12 protein-coding genes are annotated in these 19,133 nt (G+C 69.3%); 6 read left to right on the top strand and 6 right to left on the bottom strand.

Annotated elements, in window-relative coordinates:
* Position 1 precedes the first annotated feature (1 nt).
* A complete protein-coding gene (locus tag AC5677_RS19070; protein ID WP_497196218.1) occupies positions 2–1,297 on the bottom strand; it encodes a M18 family aminopeptidase in 1,296 nt (431 codons plus the stop codon).
* Between the two features lie 254 nt (positions 1,298–1,551).
* Positions 1,552–3,378 (bottom strand): acyl-CoA dehydrogenase, encoded by a 1,827-nt coding sequence (locus AC5677_RS19065; RefSeq protein WP_497196217.1) that lies wholly within the window; start codon positions 3,376–3,378, stop codon positions 1,552–1,554.
* A gap of 177 nt (positions 3,379–3,555) precedes the next feature.
* On the opposite strand from AC5677_RS19065, the gene AC5677_RS19060 reads away from it, so the two are divergent.
* From AC5677_RS19060 to AC5677_RS19045, 4 genes are all read left to right on the top strand, one after another.
* Positions 3,556–4,032 carry an SseB family protein gene (locus AC5677_RS19060; RefSeq protein WP_046927143.1) on the top strand — a complete coding sequence of 159 codons (477 nt, stop codon included), beginning with the start codon at positions 3,556–3,558 and terminating at the stop codon, positions 4,030–4,032.
* 174 nt (positions 4,033–4,206) lie between these two features.
* Complete coding sequence (locus tag AC5677_RS19055; protein WP_497196216.1) at positions 4,207–5,160, top strand: pirin family protein; 954 nt, start codon at positions 4,207–4,209, stop codon at positions 5,158–5,160.
* A gap of 142 nt (positions 5,161–5,302) precedes the next feature.
* Entirely contained in the window at positions 5,303–5,650 is a 348-nt protein-coding gene (locus AC5677_RS19050; RefSeq protein WP_497196215.1) for a hypothetical protein, read from the top strand.
* 88 nt (positions 5,651–5,738) lie between these two features.
* The gene (locus tag AC5677_RS19045) at positions 5,739–6,893 is read left to right on the top strand and encodes an AI-2E family transporter (RefSeq protein ID WP_497196214.1); all 1,155 of its coding nucleotides are present in this window, start codon (positions 5,739–5,741) and stop codon (positions 6,891–6,893) included.
* Here AC5677_RS19045 and AC5677_RS19040 read toward each other — a convergent pair.
* Positions 6,827–8,986 (bottom strand): ATP-binding SpoIIE family protein phosphatase, encoded by a 2,160-nt coding sequence (locus AC5677_RS19040; protein WP_497196213.1) that lies wholly within the window; start codon positions 8,984–8,986, stop codon positions 6,827–6,829. The genes AC5677_RS19045 and AC5677_RS19040 overlap by 67 nt on opposite strands.
* 288 nt (positions 8,987–9,274) lie before the next feature.
* On the opposite strand from AC5677_RS19040, the gene aspS reads away from it, so the two are divergent.
* The gene (gene aspS, locus AC5677_RS19035) at positions 9,275–11,062 is read left to right on the top strand and encodes an aspartate--tRNA ligase (protein WP_497196212.1); all 1,788 of its coding nucleotides are present in this window, start codon (positions 9,275–9,277) and stop codon (positions 11,060–11,062) included.
* Between the two features lie 150 nt (positions 11,063–11,212).
* Here the strand turns inward: aspS and metG are convergent, their stop codons facing one another.
* From metG to AC5677_RS19020, 3 genes are all read right to left on the bottom strand, one after another.
* The gene (gene metG, locus AC5677_RS19030; RefSeq protein WP_497196211.1) at positions 11,213–12,928 is read right to left on the bottom strand and encodes a methionine--tRNA ligase; all 1,716 of its coding nucleotides are present in this window, start codon (positions 12,926–12,928) and stop codon (positions 11,213–11,215) included.
* Between the two features lie 158 nt (positions 12,929–13,086).
* Positions 13,087–14,670, bottom strand: coding sequence for an MFS transporter (locus tag AC5677_RS19025; protein ID WP_497196210.1), 1,584 nt, complete (start codon positions 14,668–14,670; stop codon positions 13,087–13,089).
* A gap of 215 nt (positions 14,671–14,885) precedes the next feature.
* Positions 14,886–16,463, bottom strand: a complete 1,578-nt coding sequence (locus tag AC5677_RS19020; RefSeq protein ID WP_497196209.1) for a vWA domain-containing protein — start codon at positions 16,461–16,463, stop codon at positions 14,886–14,888.
* Positions 16,464–16,820: 357 nt separating this feature from the next.
* On the opposite strand from AC5677_RS19020, the gene AC5677_RS19015 reads away from it, so the two are divergent.
* Positions 16,821–18,887: a PhoX family protein gene (locus AC5677_RS19015; protein ID WP_497196208.1), complete on the top strand. Its 2,067-nt coding sequence runs from the start codon at positions 16,821–16,823 to the stop codon at positions 18,885–18,887.
* The last annotated feature ends 246 nt before the right edge of the window (positions 18,888–19,133 follow it).

Raw genomic sequence — 19,133 nt, 5'->3', positions numbered from 1 at the left:
CTCAGCCCTCCAGGAAGGCCGTCAGGGCGTTCGCCAGCAGATAGGGGTCCTTGGCGCCGCACAGCTCACGTGCCGAGTGCATGGAGAGGATCGCGACGCCTATGTCGACCGTCGCGATGCCGTGCCGGGCGGCGGTGATCGGGCCGATCGTCGTCCCGCAGGGCATCGAGTTGTTCGACACAAAGGACTGCCACGGCACCCCTGCCCGTTCACAGGCCGCCGCGAACACCGCCCGGCCGCTGCCGTCGGTGGCGTACCGCTGGTTCACATTGACCTTCAGGATCGGCCCGGCGTTGGGCATCGGGTGATGTCCCGGCTCGTGCCGTTCGCTGTAGTTGGGGTGTACGGCGTGTCCGGTGTCGGACGAGAGGCAGACCGTGCCCGCGAAGGCCCGCGCACGGTCCTCGTACGAGCCGCCGCGCGCGAAGACCGAACGCTCCAGCACCGTGCCGAGCAGCGGGCCGTCCGCGCCGGTGTCGGACTGGCTGCCGTTCTCCTCGTGGTCGAAGGCGGCCAGCACCGGGATGGCGGTCAGCGCGCTCCCGGCGGCGGCAGCGGCGGTCAGCGCGGCCGTACCGGCGTGCACCGAAAGCAGGTTGTCCATCCGCGGCCCGGCGACCAGCTCCTGATCGCGCCCCAGATAGGCGGGCGGCTCGATGCTGTGCACCATCAGGTCCCAGCCCTGCACCTCCCCGGCCGCGACGCCGATCTCTTCCTCGACGAAGGAGATCAGATCGCCCTCCGCGACGTCGCCCAGCCCCCAGATCGGCGTCATGTGCCGCTGCTTGTCCAGCTTCAGCCCGTCGGTGTTCACCGCCCGGTCGAGATGCACGGCCAGCTGCGGTACGCGCAGCAGCGCGCGGTCCACGTTCACCAGCCGGTGGCTGCCACCCTTGAGTGTCACTCGCCCGCTGAGCCCCAGATCGCGGTCGAGCCAGGTGTTGAGCAGCGTGCCGCCGTACACCTCCACGGCGATCTGCCGCCAGCCGCGCGCACCGGTGTCGGGAATCGGCTTCACGCGCAAATTGGGAGAGTCGGTGTGAGCCCCCACAATCCGGTACGGAGTGGCCGCGTCCGCGCCCTGCGGCACGTACCACGCGATGATCGCCCCGCCGCGCAGTACGTACTTGCCGCCGCTCTGCCCGTCCCACGCATCGGTCTCCGCGACCTGCCGGAAACCGGCCTTCTCCAGCCGCTCCGCCGCATTCGCCACCGCGTGATACGGCGATGGGCTGGCCGCGAGGAATGACATCAGGTCGTCGGTGTGGCCGCGATCAAAGCGGGTGGGGTTGCTCATGTCCTCAGCATAAGGAGCCGAACCCCCCAATCCCGGTGCTCTCGAGCCGTGACTCCGGTCCCTTCCGGCCATGATGCGTGTGACGTACACCGAAGCATGGCGGACGGCGCAACTCCGGTTGGCCCTCCCGCAGCGGCCCGCCGTGCACATGACCGTGCCCGCCTCTCCGGGGGAAGAGAGGCGGGCACGGTCAGTCTGGATGCCGATTCTGAGAGACGTCTGAGAACGCGGCTCAAAGGGCATCCGGGAGGGGCCTAGAACGCGGCCTCGTCCAGCTCCATCAGCGACTGGTCGATGGACTCGGCGAGGGAGCGCTGGACGGCCAGGCCCGGCAGAACGTTGTGGGCGAAGAACTTGGCGGCGGCGATCTTGCCCTCGTAGAACGGCTTGTCCTTCGAGGAGGCGCCGGCCAGCTTCTCCTGCGCCACCGCGGCACCCTTGAGCAGCAGGTAGCCGATGACGACATCGCCCGAAGCCAGCAGCAGGCGGGTGGTGTTGAGGCCGACCTTGTAGATGGACTTGACGTCCTTCTCGGTGGCGGCGAGGTCGGTCAGCATGGCGCCGACGATCGCCTCCAGGTCGGCGGCGGCCTTGGCCAGCTCGCCGCGCGCCTGCTCCAGCTCCGCGCCGCCGGCCGCGTCGGCCAGGAAGCCCTTGATGGTCTCCGACAGCTGGGTCAGCGCCGCGCCCTGGTTGCGGACGATCTTCCGGAAGAAGAAGTCCTGGCCCTGGATGGCGGTGGTGCCCTCGTAGAGGGTGTCGATCTTGGAGTCCCGGATGTACTGCTCGATTGGGTACTCCTGCAGGTAGCCGGAGCCGCCGAAGGTCTGCAGCGACTGGGCCAGCTGCTCGTAGGACTTCTCCGAGCCGTAGCCCTTGACGATCGGCAGGAGGAGGTCGTTGAGGGCGTTCTCCGCGGAGGCGTCCTCGCCCGCGGCCTCCTTGATGATGATCTCGTCCTGGACGGTGGCGGTGTAGAGCACCAGGGCGCGCATGCCCTCGGCGTACGCCTTCTGCGTCATCAGCGAGCGGCGCACGTCGGGGTGGTGGGTGATGGTGACGCGCGGCGCGGCCTTGTCGGTGAAGGCGGCCAGGTCCGGGCCCTGCACGCGCTCCTTGGCGTACTCCAGGGCGTTGAGGTAGCCGGTCGACAGGGTCGCGATGGCCTTCGTGCCGACCATCATCCGCGCGAACTCGATGATCATGAACATCTGGCGGATGCCGTCGTGCTTCTCGCCGATCAGCCAGCCCTTGGCGGGGTGGCGGTCGCCGAAGGTCATCTCGCAGGTGTTGGAGGCCTTCAGGCCCATCTTGTGCTCGACGTTGGTGGCGTAGACGCCGTTGCGCTCGCCCAGCTCGCCGGTCTCGAAGTCGAACTCGTACTTCGGGACGAGGAAGAGCGACAGGCCCTTGGTGCCGGGGCCGTGGCCCTCGGGGCGGGCGAGGACGTAGTGAAGGATGTTCTCCGACATGTCGTGCTCACCGGAGGTGATGAAGCGCTTCACGCCCTCGATGTGCCAGGAGCCGTCCTCCTGCTTGACGGCCTTGGTGCGGCCGGCGCCGACGTCCGAGCCCGCGTCGGGCTCGGTCAGCACCATCGTGGAGCCCCAGCCCTTGTCGACGGCGATCTTGGCCCACTTCTTCTGCTCGTCGGTGCCCTCCTCGAAGAGGACGCCGGCGAACGCGGGGCCGGAGGCGTACATCCACACCGCCGGGTTGGCGCCCAGGATGGTCTCGGCGAAGCCCCAGAGGAGGGAGCGGGGCGCGGTGGTGCCGCCGAGCTCCTCCGGGATGCCCAGACGCCACCACTCGGCGTCCATGTAGGCCTGGTAGCTCTTCTTGAAGGTGTCCGGGACTGGCGCGGTGTTGGTCTCCGGGTCGAAGACCGGCGGGTTCCGGTCGGCGTCGGCGTAGGAGTCGGCCAGCTCGTTCTCCGACAGCCGGGCGATCTCGGACAGCACGCTCTTGGCGGTGTCGACGTCCATCTCCGCGAACGGTCCGGTGCCGTACACGCTGTCACGGCCGAGCACCTCGAAGAGGTTGAACTCGATGTCGCGGAGATTCGACTTGTAGTGCCCCATGGGTACGGCTCCGTAAGTGTTCGGGAGGTAAGGGACCTCGAGGGAGGTTGCAACCTCAATACGCAATACCAGCTAGTAGCTACGATGATGCTACCCGTCGGTAATAACAAGCAACCCCTAACCGCCCATCTGTGATGAGCGTCCCCCGGACAATCGCCGAATCAGTACGCTGTGGCCATGTACGGCTACGACCAGAACGCGGGTGCCGGGCAGCAGCAGTACGGAGCGCCGCCGCCCCCGCCGCAGCAACCGGCCCCCGGGGGCTACGGCGAGCAGCCGCTGTATCCCGAGCCGTCCCCGCCCTCCCTCGCCGATGCGGTGCGCGCCTTCACCACCGGCTCGATGTCGGCCGAGGACTTCCAGGGGATCTTCTCCACGTCCAAGATCTACTGCCCGCGCGGTGACAACCCCGGGTTCCTGGCGCTGCACAACACCCAGCAGCCGGTGATCCCGATGTTCACGTCGCTCAAGGAGCTGCGGCGGTACGCGGGCAAGGAGTCCAAGTACTTCGTGATCACCGGCGCCGAGGTGCTCGATCTGCTGCCCACCGGCTATGGCTTCGTCCTCGACATGGAGGGCGATCACCGGATGGTCTTCGATGCGAAGGCCGTGGAGCAGATGGTCGACTTCGCGATGCGCCGGATGTACGGCTAGGGCCCCTCCGCGTGCGCCCTGCGGCCGGCCGGTGACTTCCGGGCCGGCCGCACTTCTTTGTTCAGCTCGCCTCTGACCTGCGAAAACACTCACTTCATGGCTATCGGGAATGCCGCACGCCTTGCCAGTTGTTAAGGATTCAACTAAGTTGTGCGAACGACCGAGGAGGCCGCCATGCCCGCTGTGACCGTAGAGAATCCGCTGACCCTGCCGCGCGTGGCGGCACCTGTCGCGGCGCACACCCGTCCCGTGCTGGCCGTAACCACCGCTCCGAGCGGATTCGAGGGCGAGGGCTTCCCGGTGCGCCGGGCGTTCGCCGGCATCGACTACAAGTACCTCGACCCGTTCATCATGATGGACCAGATGGGCGAGGTGGAGTACGCGCCCGGAGAGCCCAAGGGCACGCCCTGGCACCCGCACCGCGGCTTCGAAACCGTCACCTACCTGATCGACGGCACCTTCGTGCACCGCGATTCGCACGGCGGCGGTGGCGTCATCAACGACGGCGACACCCAGTGGATGACGGCCGGTTCCGGTCTGCTGCACATCGAGGCGCCGCCGGAGTCCCTCGTCATGAGCGGCGGTCTGTTCCACGGCCTTCAGCTGTGGGTCAACCTGCCCAAGAGCGACAAGATGATGGCTCCCCGCTACCAGGACATCGGTGGCGGCAAGGTCAAGCTGCTGACCTCGGCCGACGGCGGTGCGCTGCTGCGGCTGATCGCCGGCGACATCGACGGCCACCAGGGTCCGGGCATCACGCATACGCCGATCACGATGATGCATGTGACGGTGAACCCGGGCGCCGAGGTGACGCTGCCCTGGCGTAAGGAGTTCAACGCGCTCGCCTATGTCCTGGCCGGACGCGGCTCGGCCGGTGCGGAGGGCCGCCCATTCCGGATGGGGCAGACGGCGGTGTTCGGAACCGGTGACTCGCTCACCATCCGGGCCGACGAGAGTCAGGAGTCGCGCAGCCCGAACTTCGAGGTCGTGCTGCTGGGCGGGCTGCCGATCCGCGAGCCGATGATGCACTACGGCCCGTTCGTGATGAACACCCACGCCGAACTGGCCCAGGCCTTCGAGGACTTCCAGGCCGGGCGGCTGGGGACGATTCCGGCGGGCGAGCACTGAGGTAGGGACTCGGCCGACGGCGTATCGAGACGGCTGACGTATCGATACGATCGCCAACGGCGTTGCCAGGGGCGGTGTTTCACGTGAAACACCGCCCCTGCGCGCATGCGGCTGCCGAGTGAGGGCGGGCGGTGCGGCCGGGATGTCGCGGCACGCATGGATCGACGAACTGATCGACTTCCTGCTGGAGCGTCTCGATGACGAGGGCGTGGCGGTGCTGGAGGGGCATCTGCCCACGCGCGTACCCGTCGAGTACGACCGTCCCCGGCCCAACCAGATGGGCGGCGGTGTGTTCCTCTGGGGCTGCGAAGCCTGCTGGCGCACGCCAGAGGAATGGCGGCCCTGCCCCGAGGAAAGGTGGCCGCGCGCCGCCGTCCGCGCGCTGGCCCTGCCGTTCGCCGATGATGCGCACTACCGCGAGAGATGGCGGCCGGACCACCGCGACCTGTGGCTGCCCTATTACCGCGATCGCGAGAGCGGGTGGCGGTGAGGACCACGGCGGCGGTGTTTCACGTGAAACGCTGCCCCGCCCGTTTCGGGCCGGGTGCCGGGGGTGCCCCACGTGGTGGACTGTCCGGGTGCGAAACGACTCTGACAACGGCTCGGTTCAGGGCCAAGGCGGCGCCGGTCGCGACCGGGCGTCGGCGGGTGCGCCACTGCTGCCCATCGAGGCCCGCCGCGCCGCGGCCTGGTGCGCGGTGGCGCTGCTGGTCTCGTCCGTCCTGGCCGTCGGCGTATGGCTGTGCGTCGAGCTGAGCGCGGCGGTCACGCCCGTACTGCTGGCGCTACTGGGGAGCGGACTGCTCGGGCCGCTCTACCGGCGGCTGGTGCGCATGAAGCTCAACCGCTCGCTGGCGGCCGGGCTGACCTGCGCCGTTCTGGTGATCGTGGTCGGCGGCGCGGGCTACATCGTGGTCAGCGCCCTGATCGACAGCGGCGACCAGATCATCGCCTCGCTCAAGCAGGCGGCCAAGGACCTCTCCAAGTACTTCGGTACGGCCGGCACCTCGCTCAACGACATCGCCTCCAATGCCAAGAACCTGGTCGGCAAGTTCGGTGGCACCGCGGCGTCCGGCCTGCTGGCCGGCGTCAGTGTGGTCGGGCAGGCCATCGCCGCGGCGGTCCTCGCCCTGCTGCTGACGTTCTTCTTCCTGCGCGACTCGGACAAGGCCGTCCGCGCGCTGCACGACTGGGCGCCCGGCAGCTCCGCGCCGCAGCTGGAGCGGATGGCCCGCCGCGGCTTCCAGAGCATCGAGGGCTTTATGCGCGGCACCACCTTCATCGCGCTGATCGACGCCATCTGCATCACCGTCGGACTGCTGATCCTTCAGGTGCCGGGCGCCGTCGGTCTGGGCGCGCTGGTCTTCGTCGGCGCCTACATCCCTTACCTGGGGGCCTTCATCTCGGGCGCGGTGGCGATCCTGGTCGCCCTGGCCGACCGCGGCTTCGTCATCGCGCTCTGGGCGCTCGGCGTCGTGCTCGCGGTGCAGGTCCTCGAGGGTCATGTCCTCCAGCCGATGATCCAGAGCCGTACGGTCCAGATGCACCCGGCGACCGTGATGCTGGCGATCACCGCGGGCGCGAGCGTCGCCGGAATCCTCGGCATGCTGCTGTCCGTACCGCTGACCGCCGCCGTCTCCGGCGTCCTCCACGAGCTCCGTGTGCACTATGCGGCGGGATCCGGGACCGACGGGCCGGACGGCACCGCGCCGCCGTCCCCCGCGTCCTCGTAGAGCTCGAACCACGTCGACTTGCCGTCTCCGCGTGGGTTCACGCCCCACGCCCCGGCCAGCAGCTCCAGCAGCACCAGACCGCGCCCCGACGACGCCAGCTCGCCGGGGGTGCGGCGGTGCGGGAGCTCATCGCTGCCGTCGGCGACCTCGACCCGTATCCGGCGGCCGCCCCGCTCGCCGGAGATCTCGGCGACCAGCAGCGCATCGCCGTCGGTGTGCATCAGGACGTTGGTGATCATCTCGGAGACCATCAGCACCGCGGAGTCCACCTGATCCGCGTCGGCCCAGTCGTGGAGTACGTCCCGGATCTGGGCGCGGGCCTCCGCTATCCGCTCCGGCTCGGCCTGCGCCACGGACAGGACGGTGCGCCGTACGGGCTGCTGCATCAGCGTGCCACCGGTGCCCACCCCGCAGCTGCCGCCCTCGCGGTACAGCAGCAGCATCGCGATGTCGTCCTCGCGGCGGTCCACCAGCGGCCCGGTGGTGTGGTGCGACGGCGGCCCGTGCACGGCCTGGACCAGGGCGTCGGCCATCTTCTCCAGGCCCTCCGGATGCGCCCCGCCGTCGTACTCCTCGATGATGCCGCGCAGCCGCGCCCAGCCGGTCTCCAGGTCGTGGCCGCCGGTCTCGATCAGCCCGTCGGTGCAGACGAGCATCGTCTCGCCGGGCTCCAGCACGAACCTGGTCGTGGGGTAGTCCGTGTCCGGGTCGATGCCCAGCGGCAGGCCGCCCGCGGTCGGGCGCACCAGCAGGGTGCCGTCACTCAGCCGGACCGCCGGGTCGGGGTGGCCGGCCCGCGCGATGTCCAGCAGCCCGGTCGCCGGGTCCACCTCGACGTACAGACAGGTCGCAAAGCGCTGGTCCTGGACCTGCCCACGGGACTCGGTCTCATTGATCCCGGCCAGGAAGCGGGAGGCGCGGGAGAGCACCGCGTCGGGATGGTGGCCCTCCGACGCGTAGGCGCGCAGGGCGATCCGCAGCTGGCCCATCAGCCCCGCGGCCCGCACATCGTGCCCCTGGACATCCCCGATGACCAGCGCGGTCCGTCCGGACGGCAGCGGGATCATGTCGTACCAGTCGCCGCCGACCTCGAGCCCGCCGCCGGTCGGCACGTACCGGGCGGCCACGGTCATGCCGGGGATGTCCGGCTGCACGGTCGGCATCATGCTGCGTTGCAGCGCGGCCGCCAGCTCCTGCTGGGACTCCTGTATCCCCGCCCTGGCCAGCGCCTGGGCCAGCATCCGGGCGACGGTCGTCAGCACCGAGCGCTCGTCCGGCGAGAAGCTGACCGGCTGCGCGAACCCCGCCATCCACGCCCCGATCGTCCGCCCGGCGTTCACCAGCGGCAGGAACGCCCACGAGGTGCGCCGGAACGGGGCGGCCAGCGGCCATGTGGCGGGATACCGGCGGCGGTAGTCGTCCGGCGTGGGCAGATAGATCGCGCGCCCGGTACGGATGACCTCGGCGGCCGGATACTCGGTGTCCAGCGGCATATTGAGAAACGGCCGCTCGTCGCCTGGTTCGTGCCCGTGATGGCCGATGACCGACACCCGGTCGCCCTCGATACCGAAGACCGCCAGGCCGTTCGGCATGAATCCGGGCATCGACAGCCCGGCCGCGACCCGCAGCACCTCGGCGGTGGACCGTGCCTCGGCCAGCGCACGGCCCGCGTCCAGCAGGAATGCCTCGCGCGAACGCCGCCAGTCGCCGGTGATCGGGGTCTCGGCCGCGGAGGTACCGGGCTGCGGCTCGGGCACCTCCTGCAGGGTGCCGACGAGCTCGAAGCCGCCGTTCACCTGCCGTGGGCGGGAGCGGGAGCGCACGATCCGCAGCACCCGGCCCCGCTCGTCCACGATGCGCAGCCGCGCCTCGGCGACCGTCTCCTCGGAGAGCGCGAGCTGGACCACCCCGTTGATCTCCGCGAAGTCGACGGGATGAAAGCGGGAGCGTATGGCCGCCTCGCTGAGCTTCACCGGCACCGCCGGCAGCCCGAGCAGCCGGGCCGCTTCGGCGTCGAGGCTCACCCGTCCCGATGCGTTGTCCCAGCTCCACAGGCCGGTGGCGATGGCGGCCAGGAGCTCCTTGGTGCGCATTGCATCACTTTAGGTGGATTTTGCGGGGCCCGACCAGTGAGCCTGACGTGATCATCGTCCCGGCCGCGCCGCCCCGCTTCACCCCACGGCGATCGTGTTCGGGATATGTCAATGAAGGGGTGCGGGCCGGGGCGGTAACCTGGAGCGGTTATGTCAATCCTGGGGTGGCCTTTTTCGGGTGATCCACGGGGTGAGCGACCAGGCGTCCGAGCCCCGCGTTCGGTTTCCGTCGTGTGGTCGGATCCCTCCCACAACTCCCCACCTCGATCGCGACGACTTGGATGAGCGATGCATCGGTACCGGTCCCATAACTGCGGCGAGCTCCGGGCCGCGGACGTCGACACCGACGTCCGCCTCAGCGGCTGGCTGCACAATCGACGTGACCTGGGCGGCATCCTCTTCATCGATCTGCGCGACCACTACGGTCTCGTGCAGCTCGTCGCCCGTCCCGGCACCCCCGCCAACGAGGCCCTCGGCTCGCTGACCAAGGAGACCGTCGTCCGCATCGACGGCCGGGTCAGCGCGCGCGGCGCGGACAACGTCAACCCCGACCTGCCGACCGGCGAGATCGAGATCGAGGTCTCCGAGGTCGAGGTGCTCGGCGCCGCCGACCAGATCCCGTTCACGATCAACGCGGACGACGGCGTCAACGAGGAGCGGCGCCTGGAGTACCGCTTCCTCGACCTGCGCCGCGAGCGGATGCACCGCAACATCATGCTGCGCACCGCCGTCATCTCCGCCATCCGCCACAAGATGGTGGCCCTCGGCTTCAACGAGATGGCGACCCCGATCCTGTCCGCGACCTCCCCCGAGGGCGCCCGCGACTTCCTGGTCCCCTCGCGGCTGCACGCCGGCAAGTTCTACGCGCTGCCGCAGGCCCCCCAGCAGTTCAAGCAGCTGCTGATGATCGCCGGTTTCGACCGCTACTTCCAGATCGCGCCCTGCTTCCGCGACGAGGACGCCCGCGCCGACCGTTCGCCCGGCGAGTTCTACCAGCTCGACATCGAGATGAGCTTCGTCGAGCAGGAAGACGTCTTCCAGCCCGTCGAGAAGCTGATGACCGAGCTCTTCACCGAGTTTGGCAAGGGCCGCACGGTCACCTCCCCCTTCCCGCGCATCCCGTTCCGCGAGGCGATGCTCAAGTACGGCTCCGACAAGCCGGACCTGCGCGCCGAGCTGGAGCTGGTCGATGTCTCCGACGTCTTCGCGGGCTCCGGCTTCAAGGCCTTCGCGGACAAGCACGTACGCGCCCTGGCCGTGCCGGACACCGCCGACCAGCCGCGGAAGTTCTTCGACCAGATGGGTGACTTCGCCGTCCAGCAGGGCGCGAAGGGCCTGGCCTGGGTGCGCGTCGGCGAGGACAACGCCCTCTCCGGCCCGATCGCCAAGTTCCTCACCGAGGACGACATCAAGTCGCTGGTCGACGCCCTGGACCTCAAGCCCGGCCACGCCGTCTTCTTCGGCGCCGGCGAGTTCCACGAGGTCTCCAAGATCATGGGTGCGGTCCGCGTCGAGGCCGCCAAGCGCGCCGGCCACTTCGTCGAGGGCGAGTTCCGCTTCTGCTGGATCGTCGACTTCCCGATGTTCGAGAAGAACGAGGACACCGGGCAGATCGAGTTCTCCCACAACCCGTTCTCCATGCCGCAGGGCGGCCTGGAGGCGCTGGAGACCCAGGACCCGCTGGACATCCTGGCCTGGCAGTACGACATCGTCTGCAACGGCACCGAGCTGTCCTCCGGCGCGATCCGTAACCACGAGCCCGAGGTCATGTACAAGGCCTTCGGGATCGCCGGTTACGACAAGGAGAGCGTCGAGGCCGAGTTCGGCGGCATGCTCCGCGCCTTCAAGTTCGGCGCCCCGCCGCACGGCGGCATCGCCCCGGGCGTCGACCGCATCGTGATGCTCCTCGCGGACGAGCCCAACATCCGCGAGACCATCGCCTTCCCGCTCAACGGCAACGCCCAGGACCTGCTGATGGGCGCCCCGTCGGAGGTCGACGAGGCGCGGCTGAAGGAGCTGCACCTGAGCATCCGCAAGGGCCCGGCGAAGCCGACCCCGTACAAGCCGACGAAGTGACGCACGCAGCGGCATGAGGACAGGGCCCGGAACCGGCGACGGTTTTGGGCCCTGTCCCTTGGGGCGACGGCGGCCCCGACCCACCTCGGCAAAGACGACGCCCCCGGACCGAACCCGGTCCGGGGGCGTCGCGCACGCTCTGGCTGCGGCTCAGCCCTCTTCGCCGCCGAACCGCTCGCGGTACGCCTCCAGGTCATCCTCGGTGATCTTCGCGAAGAGCACCGGCGGCACCGTGAACGGCGTCCCGGCCGGAACCGCGGCCAGCGCCTTCGCCTCGTCCTGCGAGATCCACACGGCGCTGTCGTTCTCCAGCGCGAACGCGCCCCGCATCGCCTTCGCCGACGCCGGGATGAACGGCTCCGAGACGACCGCGTACAGGTGGATGAGGTTCATCGCCGTGCGCAGCGTCAGCGCCGCCGCGTCCTTGTCGGTCTTGATCTCCAGCCACGGGGCCTTCTCCTCGAGGTAGGAGTTGCCCGCGCTCCACAGGGCGCGCAGCGAGGCGGCCGCCTTACGGAACTGCAGGGCCTCCATGTGGCCCTCGTACTCCGCCAGCAGTCCGGCGATCTCCTCGCCCAGCTTCTGCTCCGCGGCCCCGGCCTCGGCACCCGCCGGCACCTCGTCCCCGAACCGCTTCCGCGAGAACGACAGCACGCGGTTGACGAAGTTCCCGAGCGTATCGGCGAGGTCCTTGTTCACCGACGACGAGAACAGCTCCCAGGTGAACGACGTGTCGTCCGACTCGGGGGCGTTGGCGATCAGGAAGTAGCGCCAGTAGTCGGCGGGCAGCAGCTCCAGCGCCGCGTCGGTGAAGATGCCCCGCCGCTGCGACGTCGAGAACTTCCCGCCGTAGTAGTTGAGCCAGTTGAAGGCCTTGAGGAAGTCGACCTTCTTCCACGGCTCGCGGGTGCCGATCTGCGTCGCCGGGAACATCACGCTGTGGAACGGCACATTGTCCTTGGCCATGAATTCCGTGTACCGGACGTCATCGGCCTCGTACCACCACGACTTCCAGTCGCGCTCCTCCGGAGCCTTGTCCGCCCACTCCTTCGTCGACCCGATGTACTCGATCGGCGCGTCGAACCAGACGTAGAAGACCTTGCCCTCGGCGGCCAGCTCCGGCCACACGTCGGCGGGAACCGGGACGCCCCAGTCCAGGTCGCGGGTGATCGCCCGGTCCTGCAGGCCCTCGGTCAGCCACTTGTGCGCGATGGAGGAGGCGAGGGTCGGCCACTCCTTGCTGCCGTTCCCCTCCAGCCAGCCCTCGACCTCGTGCTGCAGCTTCGACTGGAGCAGGAACAGATGCTTGGTCTCGCGCACCTCGAGCTCACCGCTGCCGCTGATCGCCGACCGCGCGTCGATCAGGTCCGTCGGGTCCAGCACGCGGGTGCAGTTCTCGCACTGGTCGCCGCGCGCCTTGTCGTAGCCGCAGTGCGGACACGTACCGACGATGTAGCGGTCCGGCAGGAAGCGCTCGTCGGCGATCGAGTAGACCTGCCGGATGGCGCGCTCCTCGATGAAGCCGTTCTCGTGCAGCTTGCGCGCGAAGTGCTGGGTCAGCTCCCTGTTCTCCGGCGAGGAGCTCCGACCGAAGTAGTCGAATTCGAGCCCGAAGCCTTCGTAGATCGCCTTCTGCTTGTCGTGCTGCTCCGCACAGAACGCGTCGACCGACTGCCCGGCCTCCTTCGCCGCCAGCTCGGCAGGGGTCCCGTGCTCATCCGTCGCGCAGATGTAGAGCACGTCGTGCCCGCGCTGCCGCAGATACCGGGAATACACGTCGGCCGGGAGCATGGACCCCACCATGTTGCCCAGGTGCTTGATCCCGTTGATGTACGGAAGGGCGCTGGTGATGAGGTGTCGAGCCATTGCCGGCTGCTCCCAAGTCGCTACGGTGAGTGATGATTTGCTTTACCAAACGTCAATATCGTACTGGACGGGGGGTGGGGGGCTGCGCGGGCTTTTCCCGGCCCTCCGCGGGGGTGCCGTCCCGCGGCCCACGCCGTGCCGGGCTCTACCGGCGGGCGCTACCGGTGGGCGCGCGAGGCGCGGGCCGGCGGGGCCGGAACGGCCTGCCGCGGGGGCCGGCCGTTGACCATCAGCCCGGCGACGAGCGCGGCCAGGAGCATGATCGCCGCGCCCACTCCGATCGCCACGGTGAAACCGTCCACCACCCCGTCGTTCACGATCGCGCCCCGCAGCGGAGGGGGGATCCTCTGGCCGCCGGTCCGCCGCGCCGCCTCGGCGAGATGTGCCGCGATGTAGGTGGCGCTGGTCGACGTGGCGATGGTGTTGAGCAGCGCCGTACCGATCGAACCCCCCACCTGCTGGGCCGTGTTGACGGTCGCGGAGGTGACCCCGGCGTCCTGCGGTGCGACCCCGGACGTGGCCGTCGCCATCACCGGCATGAAGATCAGCCCCATCCCCAGGCCGACCAGGAGCTCGGCGGGCAGGACGTGCGAGACATAGGCGGGCCGGGCGGTCAGATACGTCAGCGTGTACAGACCGGTGGCGGCGAGCAGCGCACCGGGGACCATCAGCAGGCGGGGCGCGAGGCGGTGCAGCAGCCGCGCCGAGATCTGCGTGGAGCCGATGATGATCGCCGCCGTCATCGGCAGATACGCCAGCCCCGCCCGGACCGGCGAATATCCGAGCACGACCTGGAAGTAATACGTCATGAACAGGAACATCCCGAACATCGCGATCACGGCCAGGGCCATGGTCAGGAAGGCGCCGCCCCGGTTCCGGTTCCGCACGATGTGCAGGGGCAGCAGCGGATAACGGGCCCGCGTCTGCCACCAGCCGAAGCACGCGAGCAGCGCCACACCACCCACCAGCAGCCCCATGACCCGTGCGTCACCCCAGCCCCGCGGCTGAGCCTCGCTGCACCCGTAGACGATCGCGACCAGCCCGCTGCAGCCCAGCAGGACGCCCGGGACGTCCAGCCGGGCGCCGCCCCGGTCGCGTGTGTCGCGCAGAAAGACCGTGGCACCGACCAGCGCGACGACGGCGACCGGGACATTGACGTACAGGCACCAGCGCCAGTTCAGGTACTCGGTCAGCAATCCGCCGGCGATCAGCCCGATGGCCGCGCCTCCGCCCGCAATGGCGCCGTAGATCCCGAAGGCCTTGCTCCGCTCCTTGCCGATCGTGAACGTGGTCGTGAGCAGCGACAACGCCGACGGCGCCAGCAGCGCACCGAACGCACCCTGCAGGGCCCGCGCCCCGAACAGCAGCCCGGCCCCCGTTGCCGCCCCGCCCAGTCCGGAGGCGGCCGCGAACCCCACCAGCCCCACCATGAACGTCCGCTTCCGCCCCACCAGGTCCGCGATCCGGCCGCCCAGCAGCAGCAACCCGCCGAAAGCGAGCGTGTACGCGGTGATCACCCACTGCCGGTCCGCATCCGAGATCCCCAGGTCGTGCTGGGCCGAGGGCAGCGCAATGTTCACGATGGTGGCGTCCAGGACCACCATCAGCTGGGCGATCGCGATCACGACCAGGGCCCACCAGCGACGGGGGTCGGGGGGCGCGGCCCAGCCGGGGGTCCGGGAGCCGGCGCCGGGGACGGGAACGGCGCTGCCCTCTCCGCTCGCCGCGCTCGCATCAGTCATGGGCCCGCCTCGCTCGGCTGGTACGGACACCCCGGTCGCCCCGGCAATCGGGGCTAATGGGGTGTTTCACCCATTCAGCGTAGGTAGCGGAACGGGTGCTCGCCTCTCGTGCCCTGCCTCAGGGGCCGGCGCGTACGACAACGGCTGCGGCCGGGCCCCGATGAGGCCCGGCCGCAGCCGGTGAGGGTGAGCGTTCTGGTGGCGCGGGGGGTGGGTCAGTTGTCCTTGAGGACGCCGGCCGTGCGGGCCTCGGTGAGCCACTCGGGGAATTCGACCATCAGCTGCTGGTAGAGCTCGTCGGCGGAGAGGGCGCGGGGGTCGCGGCCGGCGTGGAAGAAGCCGGCGTTGTCGACGACGCGCTTCTCCGGAACGGCCAGGTCGTCGAGCTTCCGGAGGAAGTCGAAGCCCTTGGCGTCCGGGTCACCGAAACCGACGAACTGCCAGAAGATGGGGAGTTCCGCCGCCTCGCACAGGGCCTTTTCGGCGGCCGGCTTGGAGGTCGGGGCGCCGTCGGTCTGGAAGATGACGAACGCGGGGGCGGTGCTGCCGGACTTCTTGTAGTGCTCGACCACGGCGTTGATCGCCCAGTGGTAGTTCGTACGGCCCATGTGGCCGAGACCGGAGTGCAGTTCCTCGATGCGGCCCTCGTAGTTGGTGAGGTCGAGGTCTGCGGTGCCGTCGATGTCGGTGGAGAAGAAGACGACCGGGACGATGCCGTCGTCGTCCAGGTTGGCGGAGAGGCCGAGGGCCTGCTCGGCGAGGTTCTGGACCGTGCCGTCCTTGTAGTAGTTCCGCATCGAGCCGGAGCGGTCGAGTACCAGGTAGACGGCGGCGCGCTGGGTGGCGAGGTTGTGCTTCGCCAGGGTGGCGGCGGCGGACTTGTAGAGGGAGACGAGGGCGGGGGCGGTGGTCTCGACCTTGGTGAGGGAGAGGGGCTGTGGCTGTGCCGTCGCCTGCTCGGTCTCCGCCTTGGGCTCGTCCGCGGTCTCCGCCTTGGGCTCTGCCTTTGGCTCTTCCGGCTGTGCCTCGGCCGGTGCTTCGGCCTGCGGCTCCGGGGTGGGGGTCGGCTCCGGTTCGGGCTGGGCCTCCGGCTCCGGCTCCGGTTCGGGCTGGGCTTCGGCCGCAGCCTCGGGCTCGGCCGCAACTTCGGGCTCGGCCGCAGCCTCGGGCTCGGGGGCGGGCGCGGTCTCGGGCGCCGCGGTCGCCTCCGGCGCGCTCTCCGGCTCCGTCACGACCTCGGCCTTGGCCTCCGGCTCCGCCGCGACCTCCACCTCAGGCTCGACCTCCGGCTCCGTCACGACCTCCGCCGCGACCTCCGCCTCAGGCTCGACCTCCGGCTTCGGCGTCGGGGCGTCGAAAGCCTGGCTGACGAGGTCGGGGAGGTCTTCGGGGGCGGTTGCCGGGTCCTCCGTGGCCGTCTCCGCGGCCTTGGGCTCCTCGGCGGGCTCCGTGACGGCGGGCTTGGCGGCCTCGGGGGCCGCGGCCGGCTCGGGGGCCTCGTCCCGCGCGGCCTCCTCCCGTACCGGAGGCGTCGTCTCCGCTTCGGCGTCCACCGGGCTGCCCTGTGCGGGGAGGGTGGCCGTCGTCGGGGCCGGGGAGTCGCTGGGCGCCGTCCGGGCGGCCGGGACCTCGGGTTCCGGGGTGGGGGTGGCGGCCGGGGTGGATTCCTCGCGGGCCTCCGGGATGGTTGCCGATTCCGGTGTCGTATCGGCGCCGTTCGGTGCCGCGTGGGATTCTTCGCGGGCCGCCTTGGAGCGGCCGAAAGCGTTGCGCAGCAGACTCCGAATGCCCATCGGCGAACCTCTCTAGCATGTGGTGGGTGCGGCGAATGTCCGTGAAGCCCGGACATGTCCCTGACCAGGACGGATACGTAAGGGTAGCGGCCTGGACCGGCCTCACCGTGGGACCCCGCGCCTTGTGTGGCGGGCGATCCGGGGGTGTGCAGGGCTTGGCAGGTCATTGACCCTGCATACGGCAGGTCTTGACCGTTCGTACGGCCTCTCGCGGAATCGTATCGGCCCGGGATTCATCAGGAGTTCATGTTTGCGTCGCTGTGCGGCGGACTGGGGCCCATAGCGTCACGGCGAATCCAAGGCGTTGCCAAATTGTTCGGCGTTCTTCGCCGTTCTTCGTCGTTCTCAGGGGGAAGCGTGCGCAAGTTCCTGCCGTTGATCGGCTCTCATCCGGGCGGGCGATCGGCTATGACGTGCAGGTATCGCTGTGGCGATGCCTGTTTTCATGACACACCCAATGTGAGTGACAACGAATATGTCGGGGATGTCATCGCCGGTGCGCTGTCGCGGCGTTCGGTGGTCCGGGCGGCCGCCGTGGTCACGGTTGCGGGGGCGGTAGGCACCGTAACGGGCGGTTTGGGGGCGGTGCCGGAAGCCGCGGCCGCGTCCAAGGGGCACGGGCACGATGGCGGGAAGGCGGCGCGGGGACTGCGGTTTGCGGCGGTTGCACCGAATACCGTTGATTCCGTTGTCGTTCCCGAGGGGCATGCGCAGAACGTCGTCATTCGATGGGGCGACCCGATTCTGCGGGGTGCGCCGGCCTTTCGGCCGGATCGGCAGTCGGCCGAAGCCCAGGCCGGACAGTTCGGTTACAACAACGACTACATGGCGGTGCTGGACCTGCCGCAAGAACGTAATCGCCAGGTGCTGGTGATCAACCATGAGTACACGGATGAGCAGTTGATGTTCGCCGGATACGACGCGGAGAATCCGACGCGGGAGCAGGCGGAGATCGGCTGGGCGGCGCACGGAATTTCCGTACTCGTCACGCAGGAGGAAGAGCGGAGCGGCCGGCTGACGGCGGTCACCCGGCACCGGCTCAATCGGCGGTTCACCGGTACGACGCCGTTCGAGGTCACCGGACCGGCGGCGGGGAGCGAGCTGCTGAAGACCTCGGCCGATCCCGAAGGCACCCGCATTCTCGGGACGTTCAACAACTGCGGTGGCGGCATTACGCCGTGGGGCACGGTGCTGTCGGGCGAGGAGAATTTCAACCAGTATTTCGCCAATGGGGGTTCCGTCACCGATCCGGTGGCCGCCGCGCGGCTCAAGCGGTACGGGATTACCGGCGCCGCCAGCCAGCGGAAGTGGGAGCGGTTCGACAAGCGGTTCGACGTGACGCGCGAGCCGAACGAGGTGAACAGGTTCGGCTGGGTCGTGGAAATCGATCCGTACGATCCGGAGGCCACGCCGCGGAAGTTGACCGCATTGGGCCGGTTCAAGCACGAGGCGGCCGAGCCGCGGCTGACGGACGACGGGCGGCCCGTCCTCTATATGGGCGATGACGAGAAGTTCGACTATTTCTACAAGTTTGTCTCCGCGAAGCGGATGCGGCGGGGTGACGGCCGGGCCGCGCGGGAGCACAACCGGACATTGCTGGACGAGGGGACGTTGTACGTCGCCAAATTCACCGGCGACAGCGCGGCGGGGGAGATCGACGGGTCCGGGAAGCTGCCGGCGGACGGGGAGTTCGACGGGTCGGGCGAATGGATTCCGCTGGCGAGCGGCGATACGTCGTTCGTGCCGGGGATGAGCGCGGAAGAGGTGTACGTCTTCACGCGGATGGCAGCCGACAAGGTCGGCGCGACGAAGATGGACCGGCCGGAGGATGTCGAGCCCAGCCCGCGTACCGGGCGGGTGTATATCGCGCTGACCAACAACAGCGACCGGGGAAAGCCGGGGAAGGCCGCGGCGGATGAGGTCAATCCGCGGAACGGCAACAAGCACGGGCAGATCGTGGAGCTGGCCGAGCGCGGGGGCGATGCGGCGGCCCGGCATTTCCACTGGCGGCTGTTCCTGGTCTGCGGCGATCCCGCGGATCCGGCCACGTATTTCGGTGGGTTCCCCAAGGACCAGGTCAGTCCGATTTCGTGCCCGGACAACATCACGTTCGATGCGTACGGGAATCTGTGGATTTCTACGGACGGCAACGCGCTCGGCAGCCACGACGGCTTGTTCGGCGTGGCCACCGCGGGGCCCCGGCGCGGTGAGGTCAAGCAGTTCCTGACGGTGCCGACGGGGGCCGAGACGTGTGGGCCGCTGGTGCAGGAGCGGCGGGTGCTGGTGGCCGTGCAGCATCCCGGTGAGGTGGACGGGGCGAGTGTGGAGAAGCCCGCGTCGCAGTGGCCGGACGGGCCGGGGGCGTTGGTCCGGCCGTCCGTGGTGAGCGTGTGGCGCAAGGACGGGCGGGACATCGGGGTGTGAGCCCCGGTCCGCACAGGAGACCGGGGTGCCCCTCCACGGGGGGAGGGGCACCCCGGCCGGACCCGAATCGCCGCGCCGCCCTTGCCCCCACATCACGCCCCGGAAACGAATGAGCAAGAGATAGGTAAGAACTAAGTCGTTCAGGTATCCGATTCGCAGGTGCGCCCGTCTTCTGCGGTGACCATTGTCCTGAGCCGCCCGTTGTGCCTCTAGGCGGCCGGTACGTAGGCAAGAACCCTTTCGAGG

The organism is Streptomyces sp. JLSY215 (genome assembly GCF_059682825.1).
The sequence above is the reverse complement of the archived record's forward strand: the minus strand, read 5'-3'. Positions and strand labels throughout refer to the sequence as shown.